Raw genomic sequence first — 22,821 nt, forward strand, 5'->3', positions numbered from 1 at the left:
AAGGGCGGCGAGGTTGACGCGCGCCGCCAAAACGGGGAGCGTGGGAGCTCGAACGGGACGTTTCAGGTGGGCGGAAAAATGCGAGTAAAAACAGCGCTGACGCTACTGTGCATGGGGTTGTTTTCGCCGTGTGTTGGCGCCCAAGCCCAAACTCACGCCCAAACTCAGCCCGCTGGCCCCGCGATCCGCCTTGCCCAGGCCGCCTCGCCGGACGAGGTCCCGCCCTCGCGTAAGCGGCGTCTGCGCGTCACACCCTATTATAGCCCGGACGGCGTCTACCCGCGCTACAATCCCGGTCCTGACGCCGTGCGCGTGTGCAACGCCACCTACGTGCAGGAATTCCGTCCGAGCGGCACTGTGATCGTGCCGCGCGTGAGCTGCTACTGGCGCCGCGGCTGATGCCCGGCTCAATGCCATCGCTAACGAGGCAGCACCGCCGCCTCCTTATGGTGATACGATGGGTTGCATTGGCCATCGCCGCCACGCTGGCCGCTGGTCTGCCCCGCGCTTTCGCTGCGCAAAGGGTCACGGTGCCGGAGGCCTCGGCAGGGATCGCGGTTTTCGATGCGCGACGAACGGCGCGAACTCATGTCATCGCGCGACCTGCCATTCGTCGTGATCCACGCTACTACGCGCGGCCGGTCTACTACCGTCCCTATCCGTACGGCGTCCCGGCTCCCTTCGTGTTCGGCTACGGCCCCTTCTGATGAGACGCCGCTTGTCGCGGCACTGCGTCGCATCGCGGAGCGCAGCATCGTTCATTCATGGCGCGTTCACGTGGCTCTCCTCAGTTTGATCGTGGGAGCGACCGTAATTGAACAGCGATGGCGCGGCCGAGACGTCGCCTCGCAACTTTCGCTGTCCGACTTCAGAGAGGATTTCATGCTGAGAATATTGGGACTTCGAGCAAGCCCGATGCGCTTGCTCGGGCTCGCGGCCGCCGCGACATTGATGCTGTCGGCCGGCACCGCGCGCCGCGCTGAAGCACTCACCTTGATCAATCCGGCGACCTCGCCCGCGACCAAGGCGGCGGCCGACGACCTCGTCACGCAGGTTCGCTACGGCGGGCATGGACATGGAGGCGGCTTCCGCGGCGGAGGTTTCCGCGGTGGCGGCTTCCATGGCGGCGGCTTCCGCGGAGGACATATCGGAGGTTTCCGCGGCGGTGGATTTCACGGCCGCCATATCGGCGGCTTCCGCGCCGCACCGGCCTTCCGGCATGTCGGCGGCTATCACCATGGCGGCTTTCGCCACGGCGGATATGGCGGCTACCACCGTCACTGGGGCCACCATCGCCCCCATTTCGGCTATCGTCACTTCCACCGGCGCTACTATGTCGGCGGCTACTATCCCTACTACCACTATCCGCGCCGCTGCCGGATCATCTTCACCTATTACGGCCCGCGCCGCGTCTGCCACTGGCCGCGCTGGCATTATCCGCACCGGTACTATTGGTGATGTGAGCTACGGCTGAGATCAAATCCGTCATTCCGGGTTCGCCCTTCGGGCGCCCCGGAATGACACCGATGCTCAAGCTAATCCTTCAGCTTCCACGATGCGGATCTCCACCGCATCAGATTGTCGAGCTTCCATTGCTTGAACATCGCCGGCGGCCAGTGACTGAGCCTCGAGGTCTCCTCGACCTCCGGCTTGGCGACGACGCGCAGCGGCGCTACGCGCCGGTGCTGGCGCGTGGCCTCGCTGATCAGATCGACATATTCCGGCTTGTTGGCCATGAGCAGCGTCCTCGCGAAACCTTCGCGAGGACGAGAATGAGGCGGCGCGGATTAAGGGCGGTTTGCCGCGATCGCTACAATTGCCGGGATGGGCTTAACGCCAGTCCCTGACGTCGACGAAGTGGCCCGCGATCGCCGCGGCCGCCGCCATCGCCGGCGACACCAGATGGGTGCGGCCCTTGAAGCCCTGGCGGCCCTCGAAATTGCGGTTGGAGGTCGAGGCGCAGCGCTCTTCCGGCTTCAGCTTGTCCGGGTTCATGGCGAGGCACATCGAGCAGCCCGGCTCGCGCCATTCGAAGCCGGCCTTGATGAAGATCTTGTCCAGACCCTCGGCCTCGGCCTGCTCCTTCACGATGCCGGAGCCCGGCACGACCATGGCGTTGACGGTGCCTGCAACCTGTTTGCCTTCCGCGATCTTGGCGGCGGCGCGCAAATCCTCGATGCGGCCGTTGGTGCAGGAGCCGATGAAGACGCGGTCGAGCTTGATGTCGGTGATCTTCGTCCCCGCGGTCAGGCCCATGTACTTCAGGGCGCGATGCTTGGAGATGCGCTTGGCCTCGTCCGCGATCTTGTCGGGGTCGGGCACCATGCCTGTTACCGAGATGACGTCCTCGGGGCTGGTACCCCAGGTCACGATCGGCGGCAGCTTGGCGGCGTCGAGGCGCAGCTCGTGGTCGAAATGAGCGCCCTCGTCGGAGCGCAGCTTCTCCCAATAGCGCATCGCCGCGTCCCAGGCCGCGCCCTTCGGCGCTTTCGGCCGGTCGCGCAGGAAGTCGTAGGCCTTCTGATCGGGTGCAACCAGGCCGGCGCGGGCGCCGCCTTCGATCGACATGTTGCAGACCGTCATGCGGCCTTCCATCGAGAGCGCGCGGATCGCATCGCCGGCATATTCCAGCACATAGCCGGTGCCGCCGGCGGTGCCGATCTCGCCGATGATGGCGAGGATGATGTCCTTCCCCGTCACGCCCTCCGGCAAGGTGCCGTCGACGGTGACGCGCATGTTCTTGGCCTTCTTCTGGATCAGCGTCTGCGTCGCCAGCACGTGCTCGACCTCGCTCGTGCCGATGCCGTGCGCGAGCGCGCCGAACGCGCCATGCGTCGAGGTGTGGCTGTCACCGCAGACGATGGTGGTGCCGGGCAGCGTAAAGCCCTGCTCGGGGCCGATGACGTGGACGATGCCCTGGCGCTTGTCGAACTCGTTGTAATATTCGATGCCGAACTCCTTGGCGTTCTCGGCCAGCGCCTTGATCTGCTCGATGCTCTCCGGATCCGGGTTCGGCTTGGTGCGGTCGGTGGTCGGCACGTTGTGGTCGACGACGGCCAGCGTCTTCTCGGGCGCATGCACCTTGCGGCCTGTCGCGCGCAGGCCTTCGAATGCCTGCGGCGAGGTCACCTCGTGCACCAGATGGCGGTCGATGTAGAGCAGGCAGGTGCCGTCCTCGGCTTCGTGCACCAGATGGTCGTTCCAGATCTTGTCGTACAATGTGGTCGGCTTGGACATGAGCGTCAGCTCCGAAAGAATGTTGTGTAAGCGGATGTGCGCGGGCAGCGCGCAGGCAACAAAATCGTCAGCGCAGCCTGTCAGGCTGCGCGAATAAGCTCTGACGTTGCCGAGGTCGCGAAGCGTCCGAAGAACCGGCCAGGCAGCCGCGAGCGATCATCGATGACGATGCGCTGGACGGGGGCGAAGCTGGTCAGATCTGGAAACATTCCAAGAATATATAGCAGGCCGAATTGGAAGCGCGAGTGCTTTGACGCGCACGGCTGACGCAACAAAAAAGCGCGGAGCCGAGCCCCGCGCTTTCGGAAGACTTGCCTGGTGGCAAAGCTTACTCGCCGACGGCGGCCTGGCGGTCCTGCTTCTCGACGATGCGGGCCGACTTGCCGCGAAGGTTGCGGAGGTAATAGAGCTTGGCGCGACGCACCTTGCCGCGACGGACGACCTTGATCGAATCGATCATCGGCGACATCACCGGGAACACGCGCTCCACGCCTTCGCCGTAGGAGATCTTGCGGACAGTGAAGCTCTCGTTGAGACCACCGCCGGAACGGCCGATGCAGACGCCTTCATAGGCCTGCACACGGGTGCGGTCGCCTTCGACGACCTTCACGTTGACGATCACGGTGTCGCCGGGACCGAATTCCGGGATGTCCTTGCCGGCGGACAGCTTTTCGAATTGCTCTTGCTCGAGCTGCTTGATCAGGTTCATGGGTAAATCTCCATCGGCGCGCCCAGCCTTTTCAAACGGGGGCTGCGCAAAATTCGTCTATCCAGCCATTGCGGATTTGGCCGCTCCTATAAGGCAAGCCGGAGCGTTTGTCACCCGTCTGTCTTGTTTTTTGGCGTTTTTTGGCGGCCGGCCCGATTCGGCGGCTTGGCCGGGACTTGCGCCCACAAATCGGGCCGCCGCGCTGCCGTCAGGGCCTCGGATTGCGCGCGCCGCCAGGATGCGACCTTGGCATGGTCGCCGGAGGTCAGGATCTCCGGGATCGGAGCCCCCTCGAACAGCTGCGGGCGGGTGTATTGGGGGTATTCGAGCAGGCCGTCCGAGAAGCTCTCCTCGGTTCTCGAGGCCTCCTTGCCCATCACCCCCGGCAGCAGGCGGACGCAAGCGTCGATCAGGGCTAAAGCTGCGATTTCGCCGCCTGAGAGCACGTAATCGCCGATCGAGACCTCCTCCAGGCCTCGTCCGTCGATCACCCGCTGGTCCACGCCCTCGAACCGGCCGCAGACGATCAGGGGGCCCGGGCCCTGGGCGAGCTCCAGGACGCGGGCCTGGGTCAATGGCCGACCGCGCGGGCTCATCAGCAGGCGGGGGCGATCCGGGCCTATGTCAGCGGCGTCGATGGCCGCCGCCAGCACGTCTGCCCGCAACACCATGCCCGGCCCGCCGCCAGCGGGGGTGTCGTCGACGCTGCGGTGGCGATCGGTGGCGGAGGCCCTGATGTCGCGGGCCTCGATCTCCCAGATCCCGGCGGCGAGGGCCCGGCCCGCAAGGCTCGCGCCGAGCGGCCCCGGAAACATCTCCGGAAAGAGCGTCAGCACCGTCGCGCGCCAGGGGAAGGGGTGGGTCATAGTTTCCATCGTCGTCCCGGCGAAGGCGGGGACCCATAGCCACCGCACTTCGTTTTGCGACGGCTGGAGCGATCAGCTTAGCGAAAAATTTCAGCCTGTGGTTATGGGTCCCCGCCTTCGCGGGGACGACTCGCGGAGGAGTCGTCCTCCCCCTCCACCTCTTGCGGCAGCGCGATCACCACGCGGCCGCCGGCAATGTCGACCTCCGGCACCACCGCGTTGGAGAACGGCAACAGCATCGTTGCGCCCCTGAGGGGCGCGATCTCGATGATGTCGCCGGCGCCGAAATTATGGATCGCGAGCACGCGGCCGAGCGCGTCGCCGTCGGCGGTGACGGCGGCGAGCCCGATCAAATCGGTGTGGTAATATTCGTCCGCGTCGGTCGCGGGCAGTTTTTCGCGCGGGACGTAGAGCTCGATGCCGTTGAGCCGCTCGGCCTCATCGCGGGTCGTGACGCCCTTGAACGTCGCGACCAGATGATCCTTCGCCTCGCGTGCCGTAGCCAACTCGAACTGGCGCTTGCCGTCCTTGGCGAGCAGCGGACCGTAGCGCCTGACGGCAAAGGGATCTTCGGTGAAGGTCCACAATTTGACCGCACCGCGCACCCCATGCGCGGCGCCGATCCGCGCGACGCAGACCAGCGCCGACATGGCCCGACCTTACGACTTCGCGGCGGCTTCGGCCTGCGCCTTGCGCTCCTTGCGCGGCACGGCCTTCTCGGGGTTGTTGCGCGCTTCACGCTTCTTGACGCCGGCGGCGTCGAGGAAACGCGATACGCGATCCGACGGCTGCGCACCCTTGGCAAGCCAGGCCTTCACCTTCTCCATGTCGAGCTTGAGGCGGGTCTCGTTGTCCTTCGGCAGCAACGGGTTGAAATAGCCGAGACGCTCGATGAAGCGGCCATCGCGGGGAAAACGCGAATCGGCGACGACGACGTGATAGACGGGACGCTTCTTGGTGCCTGCGCGGGCGAGGCGGATGACGACGGACATCTAGTTCTCCTTCAAAGTACGTTTTATTCGGTTGATTGGTATTCTCGCGCCGCGCGAGACCGTGCGGTCTCTCGTGACGAATTCCTCATTTCTTCTTGCCGGGGAAACCGCCGAGGCCCGGCAGCGTCGGCTTGCCGCTCATCCCGGTCAGTCCGGGAAGGTTCGGCAGGCCGGTGCGAAGGCCGGGCGGCAAATCCTTCGGCAGGTTCGGCAAGCCTTGTCCGCCGCCGCTTTGCATCTTCTCCTGCATCGCCTTCATCTCTTCCGGCGAGGGCATCTTCATGCCGCCGCCGAAGCCCATGGCCTGTGCGATGCCGGCGAGCGGGCCGCGTTTGCCCGAGCCCATCGCCTTCATCACGTCGGCCATGTTCCGATGCATCTTCAGGAGCTTGTTGACGTGCTCGACGCTCTGGCCGGAGCCTGCGGCGATGCGCTTCTTGCGGCTGGCTTTCAACAGGTCCGGATGACGGCGCTCGTCGCGCGTCATGGAATCGATGATCGCGACCTGACGCTTCAGGATCTTGTCGTCGATGCCGGCCGCAGCGATCTGGTTCTTCATCTTGGAGATGCCGGGCATCATGCCCATCAGGCCGCTGATGCCGCCCATGCTGGACATCTGCAACAGCTGCTCGCGCATGTCGTTGAGGTCGAACTGGCCCTTGCGCATGCGCTCGGCGGTGCGCGCGGCCTTCTCGGCGTCGATATTGGCGGCGGCGCGTTCGACCAGCGAGACCACGTCGCCCATGCCGAGGATGCGGCCCGCAATACGGTCGGGATGGAAATCCTCCAGCGCATCGGTCTTTTCGCCGGTGCCGATCAGCTTGATCGGCTTGCCGGTGACGGCGCGCATCGACAGCGCGGCGCCGCCGCGGCCGTCGCCGTCAACGCGGGTCAGCACGATGCCGGTGAGGCCGACGCGCTGGTCGAACGAGCGCGCGAGGTTCACGGCGTCCTGGCCGGTGAGGCTGTCGGCGACCAGAAGCACTTCGTGCGGGTTGGCCGCGGCTTTGATCGCGGCGGCCTCCGCCATCATCTCTTCGTCGAGCGTGGTGCGGCCGGCGGTGTCGAGCAGCACGATGTCGTAGCCGCCGAGCTTGCCGGCTTCCAGCGCGCGTTTTGCAATTTGCGGCGGCTGCTGGCCCGCGACGATTGGCAAAGTGGGGATGTCGAGATCGCGGCCGAGCACGGCCAACTGCTCCATCGCCGCCGGACGGTAGACGTCGAGCGAGGCCATCAGCACCTTGCGCTTGTCGCGCTGGACCAGGCGGCGGGCGAGCTTCGCGGTGGTGGTGGTCTTACCCGAGCCCTGCAGGCCGACCATCATGATCGGCACCGGCGGCACCGAATTGACGTCGATGGTCTGGCCTTCGGCGCCCAGCGTGTTGATCAGCTCGTCATGGACGATCTTGACCACCATCTGGCCTGGTGTGACCGACTTGACGACGGTGGCGCCGATCGCCTGCTCGCGGACGCGCTCGGTGAAGCTGCGCACCACTTCCAGCGCGACGTCGGCCTCCAGCAGCGCGCGGCGCACCTCGCGCATCGCGGCGTCGACGTCCTTTTCGGTCAGCGCACCGCGCCCCGTCAGACGATCGAGAATGCCACCAAGCCGTTCCGACAGATTGTCGAACAATGCCGTTGTCCTTGTCCTGCTCGCCAGAAAGCGATCTTCCAAACACCTTTGCGCCCGAGGGCGCACAGCGCTGTCGGGCGTTGACCTCCAGCCTCGCAGGCCGGTCGGCGGGTCGAAAAGAAAGCCTTTCCGATGAAGTGGCGGGGTTAAACGCCGCTCACGCCCAAAAGTCAAGGAAAGTTAGGGTGCAAGGGCGCCGTTGTCAGGGCAAGATTTTGAAAACAGGACCGTTTTGCCTGCCGGTTCCTTTTTTGAGGGTTCCACCCATATGAGAGGTCATGACCTGCCTCCGTTACCATCGCTGAAACCGTGCCCATCACCCGCCGCCGCCTGTTCGGATTGCTTGCCGGGGCCGGCGCCCTGGTCGGCGTGTCCTCCCTTTGGATATCCCGCATGAAAACCTATGACGGCCCGGTTTCCGACCATTTCGACGGCCTGAATTTCTTCGATCCGGACGGCTCGCCGCCGAAATCGCTGCGAGAAGTGCTGCGGTGGCAGTTCGGCGGCAAGCGGCAGCGCGCTGCATGGCCGGATTGGGCGCCCAGTCCCCATGCCGACACCCCGCCGGCGCGTGTCGATGGCGACAAGGTGCGGCTCTCCTTCGTCGGCCACGCCAGTTGGCTGATCCAGACCGGCGGCCTCAACATCCTGGTCGATCCCGTTTGGTCGGAGCGGGTCTCGCCGGTCGCCTGGGCCGGGCCGAAACGGCACAACGATCCCGGCATCGCCTTCGAGAAGTTGCCGAAGATCGACGTCGTGCTGGTCTCGCACGGCCATTACGATCACCTCGACATCGCGACGCTGTCGCGGCTCACCAAGAATTTTGCCCCGCGCGTCGTCACCCCGCTCGGCAACGACGTCACGATGCGCAGCTGGGATTCCACGATCAAGGTGGAGGCGTTCGACTGGCACGACCGCGTCGAGCTCGGCGGCGGCATCGCCGTGCATCTGGTGCCGACGCGGCACTGGACCGCCCGCGGCCTGTTCGACCGCAACAAGGCGCTGTGGGCGAGCTTCGTCTTGGAGACGCCGGCCGGGAAAATCTACGTCGTCTGCGATTCCGGTTATGGCGACGGCCGGCATTTCCGCCGCGTCGCCGAGAAGCATGGCAAGCTACGGCTCGCGATCCTCCCGATCGGTGCCTACGAGCCGCGCTGGTTCATGCGCGACCAACACATGAATCCCGAAGATGCCGTAAAGGCGCTGGCCGATTGCGGTGCGGAAGCTGCGCTCGGCCATCACCACGGCACGTTCCAGCTGACGGACGAGGCGATCGACGCGCCGGCGAAGGCGCTGGTCGAAGCGCTCGACGCCGCGAAGATTCCGCAGGAGCGGTTCGTGGCGATGCAGCCGGGGCAGGTGGTGGAGATTTAGCTCACTCCGCGCGTGCCCCGGACGCAGCGTCTCTTCGACGGTGCGCTGCACAGCCGAGGCCCATCTCGCAGCGATGTACCGTGCAGCTTCTGGATCCCGGCTCTGCGCAGCAGCGTTTCACGCTGCAGCGCGTCCGGGACACGAGACCTATTGCTCCTTGGGCTTGATCGCCCAGCTCACATTCACCGTCACCGACAGCGTCTCTTCACCCGGAGCGACGGCGGCCTGCGGCGCTGCGGCCATCGGCGATGCCATGCGCCCCTTGAACAGCGGCACGGGGCCACCGCCCTCGGACACGCTGAGCGGCGCACCCAGCGTCACGCCGGTGGCCTTGGCATAGACCTCCGCCTTGCGCCGCGCATCGGCGATCGCCTGCTCGCGCGCGTCATCGAGCAGCTTCGAGGCCTGCGTCACTTCGAAGGAAATATTGCCGACGTCGTTGGCGCCGGCGCCGACCAGCGTGTCGATGATGCCCGCGATTTTGGTCACGTCGCGGATCTTCACGGTGACGCGGTTGGAGGCGCGGAAGCCGACCACCGGGGATGCGCCGGTGGATTTGTTCTGACCGTATTGCGGCTGCAGCGACAGCCGCGAGGTCTGGTAATCCTTCTCGGCGATGCCGGCGCCCTTCAGCGCCAGCAGCACTTTGCCCATCGCGGCATTGTTGGCGTCGGAGGCTTCCTTCGCGGTCTTGGCATCGTTGGCGACGCGGCATCGATCTGTGCGAGATCAGGAGCCGCGGAAATCGTGGCTTCGCCGCTCACCGAGATCGCGGAGGGAAAATCGTCGGCGAGTGCGGGCATGGCCAGCAGGGTGGTGGCGAAAACGGCGGCGAGTACGGCAGGCTTTTTCATCATTCTCACTTCAGCGGCACGAAAACATTGATCACGAGCTTATCCTCGGCCGTCTTGAGCGGATCGGTGAGGTACTCCTCGATGAAGGTGTCCTTGGCTTCCAGTCTCTTGTCGTCGAGGTGATTGGTGATCGCCTCGTAGGTGTTGTCCATGTTGTCGTAGGAACCGCGATGGACGAACTTCAGCGCCTTGCCCTCCGGCGACTTGCCGATGCTCATGTCCTTGGTGAGGTTCTTGGGGTCCTGGTCGACCGGGATCTCGGCGAGGAAGGTAAAGCCGGTGTCGTCGGTCGAGGTGTAGACGATCATCGAATTGCCGGCGGCCTTGATGCCCTGCTTGTCCAGCAGCGTGTTCAGCGCCTTGAAGGCGTCGACCAGGGTGTCGAAGGCCGAGTCCCAATTGGCAGTGCCCTTGACCATCACGACCTTCCTGGACTCGAGCGTGGTCTCGAGGCCGAAGGGATCGGCGGTCTGCACCGGGGCGGGGGTGGTGGCCGCGGCGGGCGGCGGAGCCGGGCTGGGTGAAGCGCTGGCTGCGGGGGAGGGTGTTGCCGCAGGGGCGGGCGAGGCGCTGGCGGCCGGCGCGGGCGTTGCCACCGGTGCAGGCGAAGCGCTCGCGGCAGGGGCCGGCGAAGCCGGCGAGGGGCTGGCCGACGCGGCGGGCGCCGGGCTCGGAGTTTGGGCCCGGGCGGCGGACAGACCCAGCGATATGGCCGCTGCCGGGATCAGCGCGGCCAAGGCGAGACGACGAAACCTGATCATTCTGTTCTCCCCAAGACCCTGGAAGACCTTGCCCACCAAGGCCGAAATTCCGTTATGCGCCCGGTCGCGCGCCCCGGTTCGCGCTAAGGGCGCCGTTCTAACACGCGAGCGCCGAATTCGTCCCATGACAGATGCGTCATGGCAGGCACCTTGGCCGATGTCCCGGCTCGGGCGGCAAATCACTGGCCAAGCCGGCAAGGATCGCCATATAAGGCAGGCGAAATTCGGGAATTTTCATGAGCGCGCTGGCCAACCACGCATTTGCCAAGATGAACGGCATCGGCAACGAGATCGTCGTTGTCGACATGCGCGATTCCGCAGGCCGCGTGACGCCGGACGATGCCCGCGCGGTGGCGTCCGCGAACGGCGGCGTGGCTTATGACCAGCTCATGGTGCTGCAGAAGCCGCGGCTCGACGGCACCGAAGCCTTCATCCGCATCTACAACAATGACGGCTCCGAAGCCGGCGCCTGCGGCAACGGCATGCGCTGCGTCGTGCGCCGCATTTTCGAGAAGAGCGGCCAGACCAATGCAACGTTCGAGACGGCAGCCGGCCTGCTCAATGCCTGGCAGGGCCCGGCGCCGGATCTCTACACCGTCGACATGGCTGCGCCGAAATTCGGCTGGCAGGACATTCCGCTGGCGGAAGAGTTTCGCGACACCCGCTACATCGAGTTGCAGATCGGGCCGATCGACAATCCGATCCTGCATTCGCCCTCCGTGGTGAGCATGGGCAATCCGCACGCGGTGTTCTGGGTCGACGACGTCAACGCCTATGATCTCGGGCGCTTTGGTCCGCTCTTGGAAAATCATCCGATCTTCCCCGAGCGCGCCAACATTACGCTCGCCCGTATCGTCGATCGCGACCACATTACCATCCGCACCTGGGAGCGTGGCGCAGGCCTGACCCAGGCGTGCGGCTCGGCGGCCTGTGCCACGGCGGTCGCTGCGGCGCGGCTGAAGCGTACCGAGCGCAAGGTCGAGATCACGCTGCCCGGCGGCAAGCTCGGCATCGAATGGCGCGAGCGCGACGATCACGTGCTGATGACGGGCACCGCGACCTTCGAATATGAGGGCAAGTTCGATCCGGCGCTGTTCGCGCAGGCCGGGTGATGCCTGTCGAAATCGTCACCTTCGGCTGCCGCCTCAATGCCTTCGAGGCGGAGGTGATCCGCCGTGAGGCGGAGGGCGCGGGCCTCTCCGACACCATCGTCATCAACAGCTGCGCCGTCACCAACGAGGCGGTGGCGCAGGCGCGCCAGTCGATCCGCAAATTGAAGCGCGAGCGGCCGGACGCGCGCATCGTCGTCACCGGCTGCGCGGCGCAGACGCAAAGCGCCATGTTCGCCGACATGGCCGAGGTCGATCGCGTCGTCGGCAATGACGACAAGATGCGCGGCGAAGCCTGGCGCGATGCCCGGAGCGCCTTCGATCTCGGCGCCAGCGAGAAGGTCGCCGTCAGCGACATCATGGCCGTGACGGAGATGGCGCCGCATCTGATCGATGGCTTTGCGGCCGGTCTGCCGCGCGTGTTCGTCCAGGTGCAGAACGGCTGCGATCATCGCTGCACCTTCTGCATCATCCCCTATGGCCGCGGCAATTCACGCTCGGTGCCGATGGGCGCGGTGGTTGAGCAGGTGCGGACACTGGCCGCGGGGGGCCATGCCGAGATCGTGCTGACCGGCGTCGATCTCACCAGCTATGGCTCTGATCTGCCGGGCGCGCCGAAGCTCGGCATGTTGACCAAGCAGATCCTGCGGCACGTGCCGGAGCTGAAGCGCCTGCGCATCTCCTCGATCGATTCGATCGAAGCGGACGACGATTTGCTTGATGCGATCGCCGGCGATGCACGGCTGATGCCGCACCTGCATGTGTCGCTGCAATCCGGCGACGACATGATCCTGAAGCGCATGAAACGGCGGCATTCGCGGCGCGATGCGGTTGCGTTCTGCGATCAGGTCCGCCGGCTGCGTCCGGACGTCGTCTTCGGCGCCGACATCATCGCGGGTTTTCCGACCGAGACCGAGGAGATGTTCTCGCGCTCGCTCGATCTCGTCGAAGAATGCGGCCTCACCTTCCTGCATGTCTTCCCTTACTCTCCGCGCCCGGGCACGCCGGCTGCAAAGATGCCGCAGGTTGCGGGCGGCGCGATCAAGGATCGTGCGCGACGGCTGCGCGCGGCCGGTGAAGCGGCGTTGCGGCAGCGCCTGCAAGCCGAAATCGGTGCGACGCGGCAGGTGCTGATCGAAAGCGAGGGGCAGGGCCGCACTGAGCATTATCTGCCAGTGGCGATCGCGGGCGAGCGTGTGGGCAGCGTGGTGCCGGCGAGGATCGCAGGAAGTGATGGCGAGCGGCTGACCACGTAATCAGCTGTCATCCCACAGCGCCAGCAGCTCCGCTCCAAAATGGGCTACGACGCCCTTACCTGCCAGAACCGTAGCGTCCGCTTTGCATTCTCCGCCGTCATTCTTGCGTAGTGCCCCTGCGCCCGCGCGAGATCCGCCGGCTTCATCGCGCCACTGGCAAAGCGGCTTTCGAGCACGGCGGCCGTCGTCTCCCAGCTGAGCTGCGCGGCCTTGCAAGGTACCAGCAGGCCATCCTCCCGCAGGCTCTGCATCAGCGGGCGAATGACCTCGACGGTCGACCCGGACAACGCCGCCAAAGCCGCGGTGGTCTCTTCATAGCGGCGCTGTGTTGCGAAACCGAGCAACGTCGCCTCGTTGAGCTGGCCGGTGGCCTTGAGGCCGGCAATGGCGCGCTTGGCGCCTTCGAAATCGCGCACGGCGGACATCTCGCGCTCGACGCCAACGGTGGCGGCGGCGATCGCGCTCTGGATTTCCTCGAACAGATGCGGCGGGGCGCGTGACAACAGGCGGGTGCGCACGGCGTCCGTCGCCGAACGCAGCAATCGGCGGCGCAGCTCCGAAGGCAGATCGACGCGAATGCCGACGCTGACTGCGAGCTCCGGATCGCTCTCGGCCTGTCCGACGATGGCGGCAAATCCCTTGCCGGAGACGCGCGCGCCGGGATTGGCCGCAAGCCGCCGGCTGACGCTCGGATAGCGGCGGGCCAGCAGCGCGTCGGTGACGATCTCCTTCAGCCACCAGCGCCCGGCGATCGCGAGCAGATGCGGCTCGCCCTTGGATGATGCGATCTGCACCAGCTCGCTGTCGTCGAGCCGCGCGGATTCCTGCAGCACCGGACCGGCGATGCGGATCTCATCGTTGCTGGCGAGGCGGCGGATCACGGAGGGCGGCGCCTGCGCGATCGGCGCGAGCTGGGCGCTGATCTCGGCGAGCGCGACGCGGGCGCCGATGTCGGCGATTGCACGCAGCTCGATGGTGCCGATCAGGCGATCGAGCACGTCGTCGAACAGCGCGATCTGCTCGTCGTCGAAGCTGCCGGCGGAGGACAGGAACAGCTCGGTGACGCGCCGCGCGGTTTCCAGGCCTTTTTCCGGCGAGCCCATCCGTAACGCGGATTCGACCTCGTCGATGATCGATAGCTGGGCCGGAGACATGACGCGTTGCTCGTCCTGAGCGATTACGGAAGCTTGTTCTAAGCAACCGCTATCATTAGAGGCGAGCGCTGAAGGTTTGGTAAACCATGGTGCAATGATCCTCATCCTGAGGAGCCGCGTAGCGGCGTCTCGAAGGATAGCGGCCCGTCTGCAGCAGCGGGGCCTTCATGGTTCGAGACGGCCGCTATGCGGCCTCCTCACCATGAGGATCGCTCACTCCCCGTTCCAGCCGCAGGCCCTGAGCTTCTCGTGCATATGCGGCGGGGCCGGCGCGACGACGCGGATCGGCTCCTTGTTCCGGGAGATCGGCACCACGATCTCGCGAGAATGCAGATGCAGCTTCGGTTCGCCGAAGCGCGGCCCGTTGCCGTAAATGTTATCGCCGAAGATCGGCCAGCCCGTCGCGGCCGAATGCACCCGCAATTGGTGGGTCCGGCCGGTGACCGGTTCCATGGCGAGCCAAGTCAGGCCTTCGCCCCGGCCCATCACCTTCCAATTGGTGATCGCCTTTTGCCCCTCCGGGTCCGGCTTTTGCCACCAGCCGCGCTCGGCATTGAGCCGGCCGAGCGGCATGTCGATGGTGCCTTCGTTTTCGGCAGGCCCGCCCTCGACCACGGTCCAGTAGGTCTTGCCGATCTTGCCGTGCTTGAACAGGAGACCGAGCGAGGCGGTCGCCTTGCGGTGGCGGCCGAGCACGAGGCAGCCGGAGGTGTCCTTGTCCAGCCGGTGGGCCAGCACCGGCGGCCGCGGCAGGCCGAAGCGGAGCGCGTCGAAGGAGTCCTCCAGATTGGGGCCGCCCTTGGGTCCGCGATGCACCGGCAGGCCGGCCGGCTTGTTGATGACCAGCATCAAGCCGTCGCGATGGAGCACGCGCGACAAAATTTCCTCGGCGGTCAATTCGGGAACATTGAGCAATTGCAAGACTTTCGTTTAATCGCCGGAACGGCTAACACACCCCCGCTATGAACGATACCTCCGAGACCCCCAAGCTGAGCTGGTGGCGCCGCCTGTCCAACGGGCTGAAGCGCACCTCGTCCTCGCTTGGCACCGCGGTCGCCGACCTCGTCACCAAGCGCAAGCTCGATCGCGCCATGCTCGACGACATCGAGGATGTGCTGCTGCGCGCCGATCTCGGCACCTCCGTCGCCGTGCGGATCGCGGACGCCGTCGGCACGGGGCGCTACGACAAGGCGATCTCGGCGGACGAGGTCAAGGACGTGGTCGCGACCGAGGTCGAGAAGGTGCTGGCGCCGGTGGCGAAGCCGCTCGTGATCGACACCGCCAAGAAGCCGTTCGTCATCCTCGTGGTCGGCGTCAACGGCTCCGGCAAGACCACCACCATCGGCAAGCTCTCGCAAAAATTCGCATCCGAAGGCCGCAAGGTGATGCTCGCCGCCGGCGACACGTTTCGCGCCGCAGCCATCGAGCAGCTCAAGGTCTGGGGCGAGCGCACGAAGACGCCCGTCATCGCGGGGGCGCAAGGATCGGATTCGGCGAGCCTCGCCTTCAACGCGCTCACCGCGGCGAAGGAGCAGAACACCGACGTGCTGCTGATCGACACCGCCGGCCGGCTTCAGAACAAGGCCGAGCTGATGAACGAGCTCGAAAAGGTCGTGCGCGTCATCCGCAAGGTGGATGCCACCGCGCCGCATGCGGTGCTGCTGGTGCTGGATGCCACCGTCGGCCAGAATGCGCTGTCGCAGGTCGAGGCCTTCCATCGCACCGCCGGGGTCACCGGCCTCGTGATGACCAAGCTCGACGGCACCGCGCGCGGCGGCATCTTGGTGGCGCTCGCGGAGAAATTCAAACTGCCGGTGCATTTCGTCGGCGTGGGCGAAGGCGTCGACGATCTCGCGCCCTTCACCGCGCGCGACTTCGCCCGTGCCATCGCCGGAATAGAATAGCGTCATCCTTCGAGACGCCGCTTGCGCGGCCCCTCAGGATGAGGTCGTGCCACACATGATATCCTCATCCTGAGGAGACCGCGGAGCGGTCGTCTCGTAGGATGGGAGAGACGGAAGAGAGAATGGACAAGACCCAGCCGCATCCGCTGTTCAAGCTCGCGACCGAGCTCGGTCCGCTGCTCGTGTTCTTCTTCGTGAACGCGAAGTTCAACCTGTTCGCCGCCACCGGCGCCTTCATGGTGGCGATCGCGGTCGCGATGGCGGCCTCCTACATGGTGACGCGCCACATCCCGGTCATGGCGATCGTGACGGGCGTGATCGTGCTGGTGTTCGGCACGTTGACCCTGGTGCTGCACGACGAGACCTTCATCAAGGTCAAGCCGACCATCATCTACGGCCTGTTCGCCGTCATCCTCGGCGGCGGCCTCTTGTTCGGCCGCTCCTTCATCGCCGTGATGTTCGACCAGGTGTTCAACCTGACGCCGCATGGCTGGCGCATCCTCACGCTGCGCTGGGCGCTGTTCTTCGCCGGCATGGCCGTCTTGAACGAGATCATCTGGCGCACCCAGAGCACCGATTTCTGGGTGAACTTCAAGGTCTTCGGCGTGCTGCCGCTGACCGCCATCTTCGGCATGATCCAGATGCCGCTGATCAAGCGCTATCATCTCGAGCCGGCGTCGCTGGAGGCGAGCGAGGCCGAGGCGGGAGATGTGAGCAAGGGGTAGTCGGTCTCTCAGCTCGTCATTGCGAGCGAAGCGAAGCAATCCAGAATGCCTCTGCGGAGGGACTCTGGATTGCTTCGTCGCAAGAGCTCCTCGCAATGACGGACTTTAGCTCCCCGCCTTCAACGCCTTCTCCAGTTGCGGCAGCAACACGGTGCGCAGATTGTCGGGCGTGACCGGCCCGACCAGCTTGTAGACGATGGTGCCCTCGCGCCCGACGACGAAGCTCTCCGGCACGCCGTAGACGCCCCATTCGATCGAGGCGCGGCCGTTGGCGTCGACGCCGACATGGCTGAACGGGTTGCCATAGCGCCCGAGGAAGCGCCGCGCGTTGTCGGAGGCGTCCTTGTAGTTAATGCCGACGAGCTGGAAGCGCTTGTCCTTGGCCAGCTCGGTCAGGAGCGGGGCCTCGTCGTGACACGGCACGCACCAGGACGCCCAGACGTTGACGAGGCTGACCTTGCCCTTGAACGCGGCGGGATCGAGCCCCGGCACCGGCGCATTGTCGGCCTGCAATCCCTCGAGCGGCGGCAGCAGCGTTTGCGGGGCCGGCCGCCCGATCAGCGCGGACGGAATCCGCGAAGGATCGCCGCTGCCGAGCCTGAACCAGAACAGCAGCGCAAGGCCAACGAAGGCGATCAGCGGCACCGCCATCAGGAAGGTGCGGCGCTGCGGCGACGCCGAGGTCGATTGATCGCTCATGAGTCCACCGCGCTGCGGCCCGAGCGGCGCGTGACGCCGCTGCGGTCGAACTCGCGCAGGCGCGCCGTCAGGCTGCGATGGTCCAGCACGACCCAGCCGATCAGGATCGCGATCACGACGGCAGCCGCGGCATAGGACGTCACGATGAAGGAGGCATAGGGACCGAGCGACATGGTCAGACGGCCCCGACTTCGTTCGAGGCATTTTCTGAACGCGAACCGGCTTCGCTCGAAAACGCGATGCGGCTCGCCTGCATCATCTGCAGGGAGCGGACGCGGCGGCGCAGGATCTCGTTGCGCATCGCCGCCAGATGCAGCGTGACGAACAGCAGGGTGAAGGCGATCGCCATCACCAGCAGCGGAATCAGGAACGACTTGTCCAGCGCCGAGCCGCCCATGCGCATCACCGATGCCGGCTGGTGCAGCGTGTTCCACCAGTCGACGGAGAACTTGATGATGGGCAAATTGATCGCGCCGACCAGGGTCAGCACGGCGGCGGCGCGCGCCGCGCGGGAGGGATCGTCGACCGCGCGCCACAGCGCCATCAGGCCGAGATACATCAGGAACAGGATCAGCACCGAGGTCAGGCGCGCATCCCATTCCCAATAGGTGCCCCACATCGGCCGGCCCCACAGCGAGCCCGTCAGCAGCGCGAGGAAGGTGAAGGCGGCGCCGATCGGAGCTGCTGCTTTCGCCGCGACGTCGGCGAGCGGATGCCGCCATACCAGCGTGCCCAGGGAGGCAATGCTCATCACGCCCCACACGAACATCGCGAGCCAGGCATTGGGCACATGGACGAACATGATCTTGACGGTCGCGCCCTGCTGATAGTCGTCGGGCGCCAGCGCGGCCTGGTACAGGCCGATCGCGAGCAGGATGACGGTCGCGGCCGCAAGCCACGGCAGCGCCCGCGCCGTCAGCGCAAGGAACCGCGTGGGGTTGGCAAGGTCGATCAGCGACATGGTACCCTGATAATCACCTGGGAGCGCTCAGGCAATCAGCACGAAAGCGCGCAGCGAAAGTTGATCCGGGTCAAGGTCGGCCTGCCTATCTCAATCGAGACCGTGCCGCAGGCTGGCTGCGGCCGCGAATGGGCCGATCACGAGGCTGACCAGCGACAGCGCGCACAGGATCGAGAACGGCGCACCGAACGTCATGGGGCCGACGATCACGGCCTGCGAGGCTGCGACGCCGAAAATCAGCACCGGAATCGACAGCGGCAGCACCAGCACCGCCATCAGCAGCCCGCCGCGATGCAGGGTCACTGCCAGCGCCGCGCCGATCATGCCGGTGAAGGTCAGCGCCGGCGTGCCCGCCAGCAGCGTCAGCGCGACCGCGCCGGTCGCGACCATGTCGAGATTGAGCAGGAGGCCGAGCACGGGGGTTGCGACAATCAGCGGCAGGCCGGCGGCGATCCAATGCGCCAGCGCCTTGGCGGCGCAGGCGAGTTCCAGCGGCGTCCGGCTCATCGTGATCAGGTCCAGCGAGCCGTCCTCGTGGTCGGCCATGAACAAGCGGTCCAGGGTCAGCAGGCTGGCCAGCAGGGCTCCGAGCCAGAGGATGGCCGGCCCCAGCCGCGACAGCAGCGCCAGATCCGGCCCGACCGCGAACGGCATCAGCACCACCACGGTGAGGAAGAACAGCACCCCGATCAGCGCCCCGCCGCCGACGCGAAGCGCGATCTTGATATCCCGGCGGATGAGGGCGGAGAGGGCGGTCATGGAGCACCGCGTACAGGCTCGCCGCCTGAAAAAAGCTGAGGGTGCCTCGAAATCACGCCACCCCCCCGATCCGCAGCTCGCGCGCCTCGATCCCCAGCGGGGCGTGGGTCGCGGCGATGATCAGGCCGCCGCGGGTGAGATGCTCCCGCATCAGGCCGCCGAACATCTCCTGGCCCGCGACGTCGAGCGCATTGGTCGGCTCGTCCAGCAGCCAGACCGGGCGGCGAACGGTCAGCAGCCGGGCCAACGAGAGGCGGCGGCGCTGTCCCGCGGACAGGAAGCCCGCGGGCAGATAAGCGGCGTGGTCGAGCCCGACCGTGGCGAGGCTCTCGACGGCATCAAGGCGTTCGCCACCCAGGAAATCGGCCCAGAATGCCAGGTTTTCCTGAACGCTCAGTGCCGGCTTCAGGGCGTCACGATGGCCGAGATAATGGCATTGCTCCGCCAAGGTCAGCTCGCTCTCGCCCCCCTCCAGCGCGATCGTCCCGCCGGCCGGAACGAGCAGGCCCGCGATCAGCCGCAGCAGCGACGTCTTGCCTGATCCGTTGCGGCCTACGACCGCCACGGCCTCGCCCGAGGCGGCCGCGAAGTCGAGCCTGGCGAACACCTCGCGGCCGCCCCGCACGCAGCGGAGTCCGCGGCCGTGAAGCTGCAACTCGCCTTGTTTCAACCCGCTCACGTCCAGGCCTCAGGAAAACTTGGGGTAGCGCATGGGAATTTTTGGCTCGGGAATTGCTGCGGCACGATTGTGGCTGTGGCGGCGCGGTTAGAAAGCTTCTATAAGCCCGGAACTACTTGATGCAGCAACTCAACCTGCCCTTGCAAGCGGCCCAGCCTGATACGCTGACGGTGTTAAAATACCCTGCCGGGTATAACTAACAATTGGGATTCCTACATGACCTCGCTCGACAGCTTCAAATGCAAAAAGACTCTCAAGGTCGGCGCCAAGACCTATGTCTATTACAGCCTGCCCACGGCCGAGAAGAATGGTCTGAAGGGAATTTCCAAACTTCCCTATTCGATGAAGGTCCTGCTCGAGAATTTGCTGCGCAACGAGGACGGCCGCTCGGTCAAGAAGGAAGACATCGTCGCGGTGTCGAAATGGCTGCGCAAGAAGTCGCTCGAGCATGAGATCGCGTTCCGCCCGGCGCGCGTGCTGATGCAGGACTTCACTGGCGTGCCCGCGGTGGTCGACCTCGCCGCGATGCGCAACGCAATGCAGAAGCTCGGCGGCGATGCCGAGAAGATCAATCCGCTGGTGCCGGTCGACCTCGTCATCGACCATTCCGTGATCGTGAACTTCTTCGGCGACAACAAGGCCTTCGCCAAAAACGTCACCGAGGAATACAAGCAGAACCAGGAGCGCTACGAGTTCCTGAAATGGGGCCAGAAGGCGTTCTCGAACTTCTCGGTGGTGCCGCCCGGCACCGGCATCTGCCATCAGGTCAATCTCGAATATCTCTCGCAGACGGTCTGGACCAAGAAGGAGAAGATGACGGTCGGCAAGAAGACCGGCACCTTCGAGGTCGCCTATCCCGACTCGCTGGTCGGTACCGACTCCCACACCACCATGGTCAATGGTCTGGCCGTGCTCGGCTGGGGCGTTGGTGGCATCGAGGCGGAAGCCTGCATGCTCGGCCAGCCACTGTCGATGCTGCTGCCCAACGTCGTCGGCTTCAAGCTGAAGGGCGCGATGAAAGAAGGCGTGACCGCGACCGATCTCGTGCTTACCGTGACGCAGATGCTACGCAAGCTCGGCGTGGTCGGCAAGTTCGTCGAGTTCTTCGGCCCGGGCCTCGACAACCTCTCGGTCGCCGACAAGGCGACGATCGCCAACATGGCCCCCGAATACGGCGCGACCTGCGGCTTCTTCCCGGTCGACGCCGCCGCGATCGATTACCTCAAGACGTCGGGGCGCGCGGCGCCGCGCGTTGCGCTGGTGGAGGCCTATGCCAAGGCACAGGGGCTGTTCCGCACCGCCAAGTCGCCCGATCCGGTGTTCACAGAGACGCTGACGCTCGATCTCGCCGACGTCGTGCCGTCGATGGCCGGTCCGAAGCGTCCCGAGGGGCGCATCGCGCTGCCGTCGGTCGCCGAAGGCTTCTCGCTTGCGCTCGGCAGCGAGTACAAGAAGGCCGAGGAGCCCAACAAGCGCTTTGCCGTCGAGGGCAAGGACTTCGAGATCGGCCATGGCGACGTCGTGATCGCCGCCATCACCTCCTGCACCAACACGTCGAATCCGAGCGTGTTGATCGGCGCAGGCCTGCTGGCCCGTAACGCCGCCGCGAAAGGCCTGAAAGCAAAACCGTGGGTGAAGACCTCGCTCGCCCCGGGCAGCCAGGTCGTCGCCGGCTATCTCGCCGACTCCGGTCTGCAGAAGGATCTCGACAAGGTCGGCTTCAACCTGGTCGGTTTCGGCTGCACCACCTGCATCGGCAATTCCGGTCCGCTGCCCGAGGAGATCTCGAAGTCGATCAACGATAACGGCATCGTCGCGGCCGCCGTGCTCTCCGGTAACCGCAACTTCGAAGGCCGCGTCTCGCCGGACGTGCAGGCGAACTATCTGGCCTCGCCGCCGCTGGTCGTCGCCCATGCGCTCGCGGGCAGCGTCACCAAGAACCTCGCCGTCGAGCCGCTCGGCGAGGGCAAGGACGGCAAGCCGGTGTACCTCAAGGACATCTGGCCGACGACCAAGGAGATCAACGCCTTCATGAAGAAGTTCGTGACCGCGTCGATCTTCAAGAAGAAGTATGCCGACGTGTTCAAGGGCGACACCAACTGGCGCAAGATCAAGACGGTCGAGAGCGAGACCTATCGCTGGAACATGTCGTCGACCTACGTGCAGAACCCGCCCTATTTCGACGGCATGAAGAAGGAGCCGGAGCCGGTCACCGACATCGTCGAGGCGCGCATCCTCGCCATGTTCGGCGACAAGATCACTACCGACCACATCTCGCCGGCCGGCTCGATCAAGCTGACTTCGCCCGCGGGCAAATATCTCAGCGAACACCAGGTGCGCCCCGCCGACTTCAACCAGTACGGCACGCGCCGCGGCAACCACGAAGTGATGATGCGCGGCACCTTCGCCAACATCCGCATCAAGAACTTCATGCTGAAGGGCGCCGACGGCAACATTCCTGAAGGCGGCCTCACCAAGCACTGGCCCGATGGCGAGCAGATGTCGATCTACGACGCCGCCATGAAGTACCAGGAAGAGAAGGTGCCGCTGGTGGTGTTCGCCGGCGCCGAATACGGCAACGGCTCCTCGCGCGACTGGGCCGCGAAGGGTACGCGTCTGCTCGGCGTCCGCGCCGTGATCTGCCAGAGCTTCGAGCGCATCCATCGCTCCAACCTGGTCGGAATGGGCGTGCTGCCGCTGACCTTCGAGGAAGGCACCTCCTGGCAGTCGCTGGGCCTGAAGGGCGACGAGAAGGTCACGCTGCGCGGCCTCGTCGGCGACCTCAAGCCGCGCCAGAAGCTGACCGCGGAGATCGTCTCCGGCGACGGTTCGCTGCAGCGCGTTTCGCTGCTTTGCCGCATCGATACGCTGGACGAGCTCGACTACTACCGTAACGGCGGTATTCTGCACTACGTGCTGCGCAAGCTTGCGGCCTAAGCGCGGATTTGTGAACGATGGCTCACTGCGAAGTGAGTAGAAGCCTGAACGAAGGCGGCCTATCACAAGGCCGCCTTCGCGCGTTTGCGGCACGTTTCGGATGGGCCCGCCCGGCGGAAAACTTCGCATTGGACGGATGAACGTGTCGTGCCCGTAAGACTACGGTGACCATCAGGCGATAGAATCTTCCTCGACGAGTGACGGTGTGTGAC

24 protein-coding genes and 1 pseudogene are annotated in these 22,821 nt (G+C 65.5%); 9 read left to right on the forward strand and 16 right to left on the reverse strand.

The window, feature by feature from the left end:
* Nucleotides 1-111: 111 nt before the first annotated feature.
* The 3 genes from LPJ38_RS05100 to LPJ38_RS05110 all read left to right on the forward strand — a co-directional run bounded on the left by LPJ38_RS05100 (nt 112) and on the right by LPJ38_RS05110 (nt 1,458).
* Nucleotides 112-399, forward strand: a complete 288-nt coding sequence (locus LPJ38_RS05100; protein WP_167520361.1) for a hypothetical protein — start codon at nt 112-114, stop codon at nt 397-399.
* 50 nt (nt 400-449) lie between these two features.
* Nucleotides 450-707, forward strand: coding sequence for a hypothetical protein (locus LPJ38_RS05105; RefSeq protein WP_167520360.1), 258 nt, complete (start codon nt 450-452; stop codon nt 705-707).
* 175 nt (nt 708-882) lie between these two features.
* A complete protein-coding gene (locus LPJ38_RS05110; RefSeq protein WP_145630260.1) occupies nt 883-1,458 on the forward strand; it encodes a hypothetical protein in 576 nt (191 codons plus the stop codon).
* Nucleotides 1,459-1,535: 77 nt separating this feature from the next.
* Here the strand turns inward: LPJ38_RS05110 and LPJ38_RS05115 are convergent, their stop codons facing one another.
* From LPJ38_RS05115 to ffh, 7 genes are all read right to left on the reverse strand, one after another.
* Nucleotides 1,536-1,736: a hypothetical protein gene (locus LPJ38_RS05115; RefSeq protein WP_145630259.1), complete on the reverse strand. Its 201-nt coding sequence runs from the start codon at nt 1,734-1,736 to the stop codon at nt 1,536-1,538.
* 94 nt (nt 1,737-1,830) lie between these two features.
* Complete coding sequence (gene leuC, locus LPJ38_RS05120) at nt 1,831-3,237, reverse strand: 3-isopropylmalate dehydratase large subunit (protein WP_145630258.1); 1,407 nt, start codon at nt 3,235-3,237, stop codon at nt 1,831-1,833.
* Between the two features lie 328 nt (nt 3,238-3,565).
* Nucleotides 3,566-3,946: a 50S ribosomal protein L19 gene (gene rplS / locus LPJ38_RS05125; RefSeq protein ID WP_008539050.1), complete on the reverse strand. Its 381-nt coding sequence runs from the start codon at nt 3,944-3,946 to the stop codon at nt 3,566-3,568.
* A 110-nt stretch (nt 3,947-4,056) separates the two neighbouring features.
* Nucleotides 4,057-4,812 (reverse strand): tRNA (guanosine(37)-N1)-methyltransferase TrmD, encoded by a 756-nt coding sequence (trmD, locus tag LPJ38_RS05130; protein WP_145630257.1) that lies wholly within the window; start codon nt 4,810-4,812, stop codon nt 4,057-4,059.
* Nucleotides 4,813-4,913: 101 nt separating this feature from the next.
* Nucleotides 4,914-5,462 (reverse strand): ribosome maturation factor RimM, encoded by a 549-nt coding sequence (gene rimM, locus LPJ38_RS05135; protein ID WP_145630256.1) that lies wholly within the window; start codon nt 5,460-5,462, stop codon nt 4,914-4,916.
* 9 nt (nt 5,463-5,471) lie between these two features.
* Complete coding sequence (rpsP, locus tag LPJ38_RS05140) at nt 5,472-5,804, reverse strand: 30S ribosomal protein S16 (protein ID WP_145630255.1); 333 nt, start codon at nt 5,802-5,804, stop codon at nt 5,472-5,474.
* An 85-nt stretch (nt 5,805-5,889) separates the two neighbouring features.
* Entirely contained in the window at nt 5,890-7,437 is a 1,548-nt protein-coding gene (gene ffh / locus LPJ38_RS05145) for a signal recognition particle protein (protein ID WP_145630254.1), read from the reverse strand.
* 309 nt (nt 7,438-7,746) lie between these two features.
* Here ffh and LPJ38_RS05150 point away from each other — a divergent pair, with 309 nt between their 5' ends.
* The gene (locus LPJ38_RS05150; protein ID WP_167520328.1) at nt 7,747-8,811 is read left to right on the forward strand and encodes an MBL fold metallo-hydrolase; all 1,065 of its coding nucleotides are present in this window, start codon (nt 7,747-7,749) and stop codon (nt 8,809-8,811) included.
* Between the two features lie 147 nt (nt 8,812-8,958).
* On the opposite strand, the pseudogene LPJ38_RS05155 reads toward LPJ38_RS05150, so the two are convergent.
* Nucleotides 8,959-9,665, reverse strand: a pseudogene (locus tag LPJ38_RS05155) (SIMPL domain-containing protein).
* A 5-nt stretch (nt 9,666-9,670) separates the two neighbouring features.
* Nucleotides 9,671-10,426 (reverse strand): GyrI-like domain-containing protein, encoded by a 756-nt coding sequence (locus tag LPJ38_RS05160; RefSeq protein ID WP_145630253.1) that lies wholly within the window; start codon nt 10,424-10,426, stop codon nt 9,671-9,673.
* Nucleotides 10,427-10,662: 236 nt separating this feature from the next.
* Here LPJ38_RS05160 and dapF point away from each other — a divergent pair, with 236 nt between their 5' ends.
* Nucleotides 10,663-11,538 carry a diaminopimelate epimerase gene (dapF, locus tag LPJ38_RS05165; RefSeq protein WP_145630252.1) on the forward strand — a complete coding sequence of 292 codons (876 nt, stop codon included), beginning with the start codon at nt 10,663-10,665 and terminating at the stop codon, nt 11,536-11,538.
* Nucleotides 11,538-12,791 (forward strand): tRNA (N(6)-L-threonylcarbamoyladenosine(37)-C(2))-methylthiotransferase MtaB, encoded by a 1,254-nt coding sequence (gene mtaB, locus LPJ38_RS05170; RefSeq protein ID WP_145630251.1) that lies wholly within the window; start codon nt 11,538-11,540, stop codon nt 12,789-12,791. The genes dapF and mtaB overlap by 1 nt, the downstream gene beginning before the upstream one ends.
* Before the next feature lie 44 nt (nt 12,792-12,835).
* Here the strand turns inward: mtaB and LPJ38_RS05175 are convergent, their stop codons facing one another.
* Both LPJ38_RS05175 and LPJ38_RS05180 read right to left on the reverse strand, forming a co-directional pair.
* Nucleotides 12,836-13,945, reverse strand: a complete 1,110-nt coding sequence (locus LPJ38_RS05175; protein WP_145630250.1) for a DUF2336 domain-containing protein — start codon at nt 13,943-13,945, stop codon at nt 12,836-12,838.
* Between the two features lie 213 nt (nt 13,946-14,158).
* Nucleotides 14,159-14,860: an RluA family pseudouridine synthase gene (locus tag LPJ38_RS05180; RefSeq protein WP_167520359.1), complete on the reverse strand. Its 702-nt coding sequence runs from the start codon at nt 14,858-14,860 to the stop codon at nt 14,159-14,161.
* A gap of 47 nt (nt 14,861-14,907) precedes the next feature.
* On the opposite strand from LPJ38_RS05180, the gene ftsY reads away from it, so the two are divergent.
* Both ftsY and LPJ38_RS05190 read left to right on the forward strand, forming a co-directional pair.
* Nucleotides 14,908-15,849 (forward strand): signal recognition particle-docking protein FtsY, encoded by a 942-nt coding sequence (ftsY, locus tag LPJ38_RS05185; protein ID WP_145630249.1) that lies wholly within the window; start codon nt 14,908-14,910, stop codon nt 15,847-15,849.
* 122 nt (nt 15,850-15,971) lie between these two features.
* Nucleotides 15,972-16,574 carry a septation protein A gene (locus tag LPJ38_RS05190; protein WP_145630248.1) on the forward strand — a complete coding sequence of 201 codons (603 nt, stop codon included), beginning with the start codon at nt 15,972-15,974 and terminating at the stop codon, nt 16,572-16,574.
* Nucleotides 16,575-16,679: 105 nt separating this feature from the next.
* Here the strand turns inward: LPJ38_RS05190 and LPJ38_RS05195 are convergent, their stop codons facing one another.
* The 5 genes from LPJ38_RS05195 to ccmA form a co-directional block, all read right to left on the reverse strand.
* Nucleotides 16,680-17,273, reverse strand: coding sequence for a DsbE family thiol:disulfide interchange protein (locus LPJ38_RS05195; RefSeq protein ID WP_145630247.1), 594 nt, complete (start codon nt 17,271-17,273; stop codon nt 16,680-16,682).
* A complete protein-coding gene (gene ccmD, locus LPJ38_RS05200) occupies nt 17,270-17,452 on the reverse strand; it encodes a heme exporter protein CcmD (RefSeq protein WP_145630608.1) in 183 nt (60 codons plus the stop codon). The genes LPJ38_RS05195 and ccmD overlap by 4 nt, the downstream gene beginning before the upstream one ends.
* On the reverse strand, nt 17,449-18,234 hold the full coding sequence (locus LPJ38_RS05205) for a heme ABC transporter permease (protein ID WP_145630246.1): 786 nt from the start codon (nt 18,232-18,234) through the stop codon (nt 17,449-17,451). The genes ccmD and LPJ38_RS05205 overlap by 4 nt, the downstream gene beginning before the upstream one ends.
* 90 nt (nt 18,235-18,324) lie before the next feature.
* Nucleotides 18,325-18,993, reverse strand: a complete 669-nt coding sequence (ccmB, locus tag LPJ38_RS05210) for a heme exporter protein CcmB (protein ID WP_145630245.1) — start codon at nt 18,991-18,993, stop codon at nt 18,325-18,327.
* 52 nt (nt 18,994-19,045) lie between these two features.
* Entirely contained in the window at nt 19,046-19,648 is a 603-nt protein-coding gene (gene ccmA, locus LPJ38_RS05215) for a heme ABC exporter ATP-binding protein CcmA (protein WP_145630607.1), read from the reverse strand.
* 240 nt (nt 19,649-19,888) lie between these two features.
* On the opposite strand from ccmA, the gene acnA reads away from it, so the two are divergent.
* Complete coding sequence (acnA, locus tag LPJ38_RS05220; RefSeq protein WP_145630244.1) at nt 19,889-22,609, forward strand: aconitate hydratase AcnA; 2,721 nt, start codon at nt 19,889-19,891, stop codon at nt 22,607-22,609.
* Nucleotides 22,610-22,821: the final 212 nt, after the last annotated feature.

The organism is Bradyrhizobium daqingense (assembly GCF_021044685.1).
Classification (GTDB): domain Bacteria; phylum Pseudomonadota; class Alphaproteobacteria; order Rhizobiales; family Xanthobacteraceae; genus Bradyrhizobium; species Bradyrhizobium daqingense.

Excerpts from the sequence above, each read along its gene's own strand:
- LPJ38_RS05100 (WP_167520361.1), top strand. The coding sequence starts at position 112 with ATGGGGTTGTTTTCGCCGTGTGTTGGCGCCCAAGCCCAAACTCACGCC.
- LPJ38_RS05110 (WP_145630260.1), top strand. The coding sequence starts at position 883 with ATGCTGAGAATATTGGGACTTCGAGCAAGCCCGATGCGCTTGCTCGGG.
- LPJ38_RS05115 (WP_145630259.1), bottom strand. The coding sequence starts at position 1,736 with ATGGCCAACAAGCCGGAATATGTCGATCTGATCAGCGAGGCCACGCGC.
- leuC (WP_145630258.1), bottom strand. The coding sequence starts at position 3,237 with ATGTCCAAGCCGACCACATTGTACGACAAGATCTGGAACGACCATCTG.
- rplS (WP_008539050.1), bottom strand. The coding sequence starts at position 3,946 with ATGAACCTGATCAAGCAGCTCGAGCAAGAGCAATTCGAAAAGCTGTCC.
- trmD (WP_145630257.1), bottom strand. The coding sequence starts at position 4,812 with ATGACCCACCCCTTCCCCTGGCGCGCGACGGTGCTGACGCTCTTTCCG.
- rimM (WP_145630256.1), bottom strand. The coding sequence starts at position 5,462 with ATGTCGGCGCTGGTCTGCGTCGCGCGGATCGGCGCCGCGCATGGGGTG.
- rpsP (WP_145630255.1), bottom strand. The coding sequence starts at position 5,804 with ATGTCCGTCGTCATCCGCCTCGCCCGCGCAGGCACCAAGAAGCGTCCC.
- LPJ38_RS05160 (WP_145630253.1), bottom strand. The coding sequence starts at position 10,426 with ATGATCAGGTTTCGTCGTCTCGCCTTGGCCGCGCTGATCCCGGCAGCG.
- dapF (WP_145630252.1), top strand. The coding sequence starts at position 10,663 with ATGAGCGCGCTGGCCAACCACGCATTTGCCAAGATGAACGGCATCGGC.
- mtaB (WP_145630251.1), top strand. The coding sequence starts at position 11,538 with ATGCCTGTCGAAATCGTCACCTTCGGCTGCCGCCTCAATGCCTTCGAG.
- LPJ38_RS05175 (WP_145630250.1), bottom strand. The coding sequence starts at position 13,945 with ATGTCTCCGGCCCAGCTATCGATCATCGACGAGGTCGAATCCGCGTTA.
- ftsY (WP_145630249.1), top strand. The coding sequence starts at position 14,908 with ATGAACGATACCTCCGAGACCCCCAAGCTGAGCTGGTGGCGCCGCCTG.
- LPJ38_RS05190 (WP_145630248.1), top strand. The coding sequence starts at position 15,972 with ATGGACAAGACCCAGCCGCATCCGCTGTTCAAGCTCGCGACCGAGCTC.
- LPJ38_RS05195 (WP_145630247.1), bottom strand. The coding sequence starts at position 17,273 with ATGAGCGATCAATCGACCTCGGCGTCGCCGCAGCGCCGCACCTTCCTG.
- LPJ38_RS05205 (WP_145630246.1), bottom strand. The coding sequence starts at position 18,234 with ATGTCGCTGATCGACCTTGCCAACCCCACGCGGTTCCTTGCGCTGACG.
- ccmB (WP_145630245.1), bottom strand. The coding sequence starts at position 18,993 with ATGACCGCCCTCTCCGCCCTCATCCGCCGGGATATCAAGATCGCGCTT.
- acnA (WP_145630244.1), top strand. The coding sequence starts at position 19,889 with ATGACCTCGCTCGACAGCTTCAAATGCAAAAAGACTCTCAAGGTCGGC.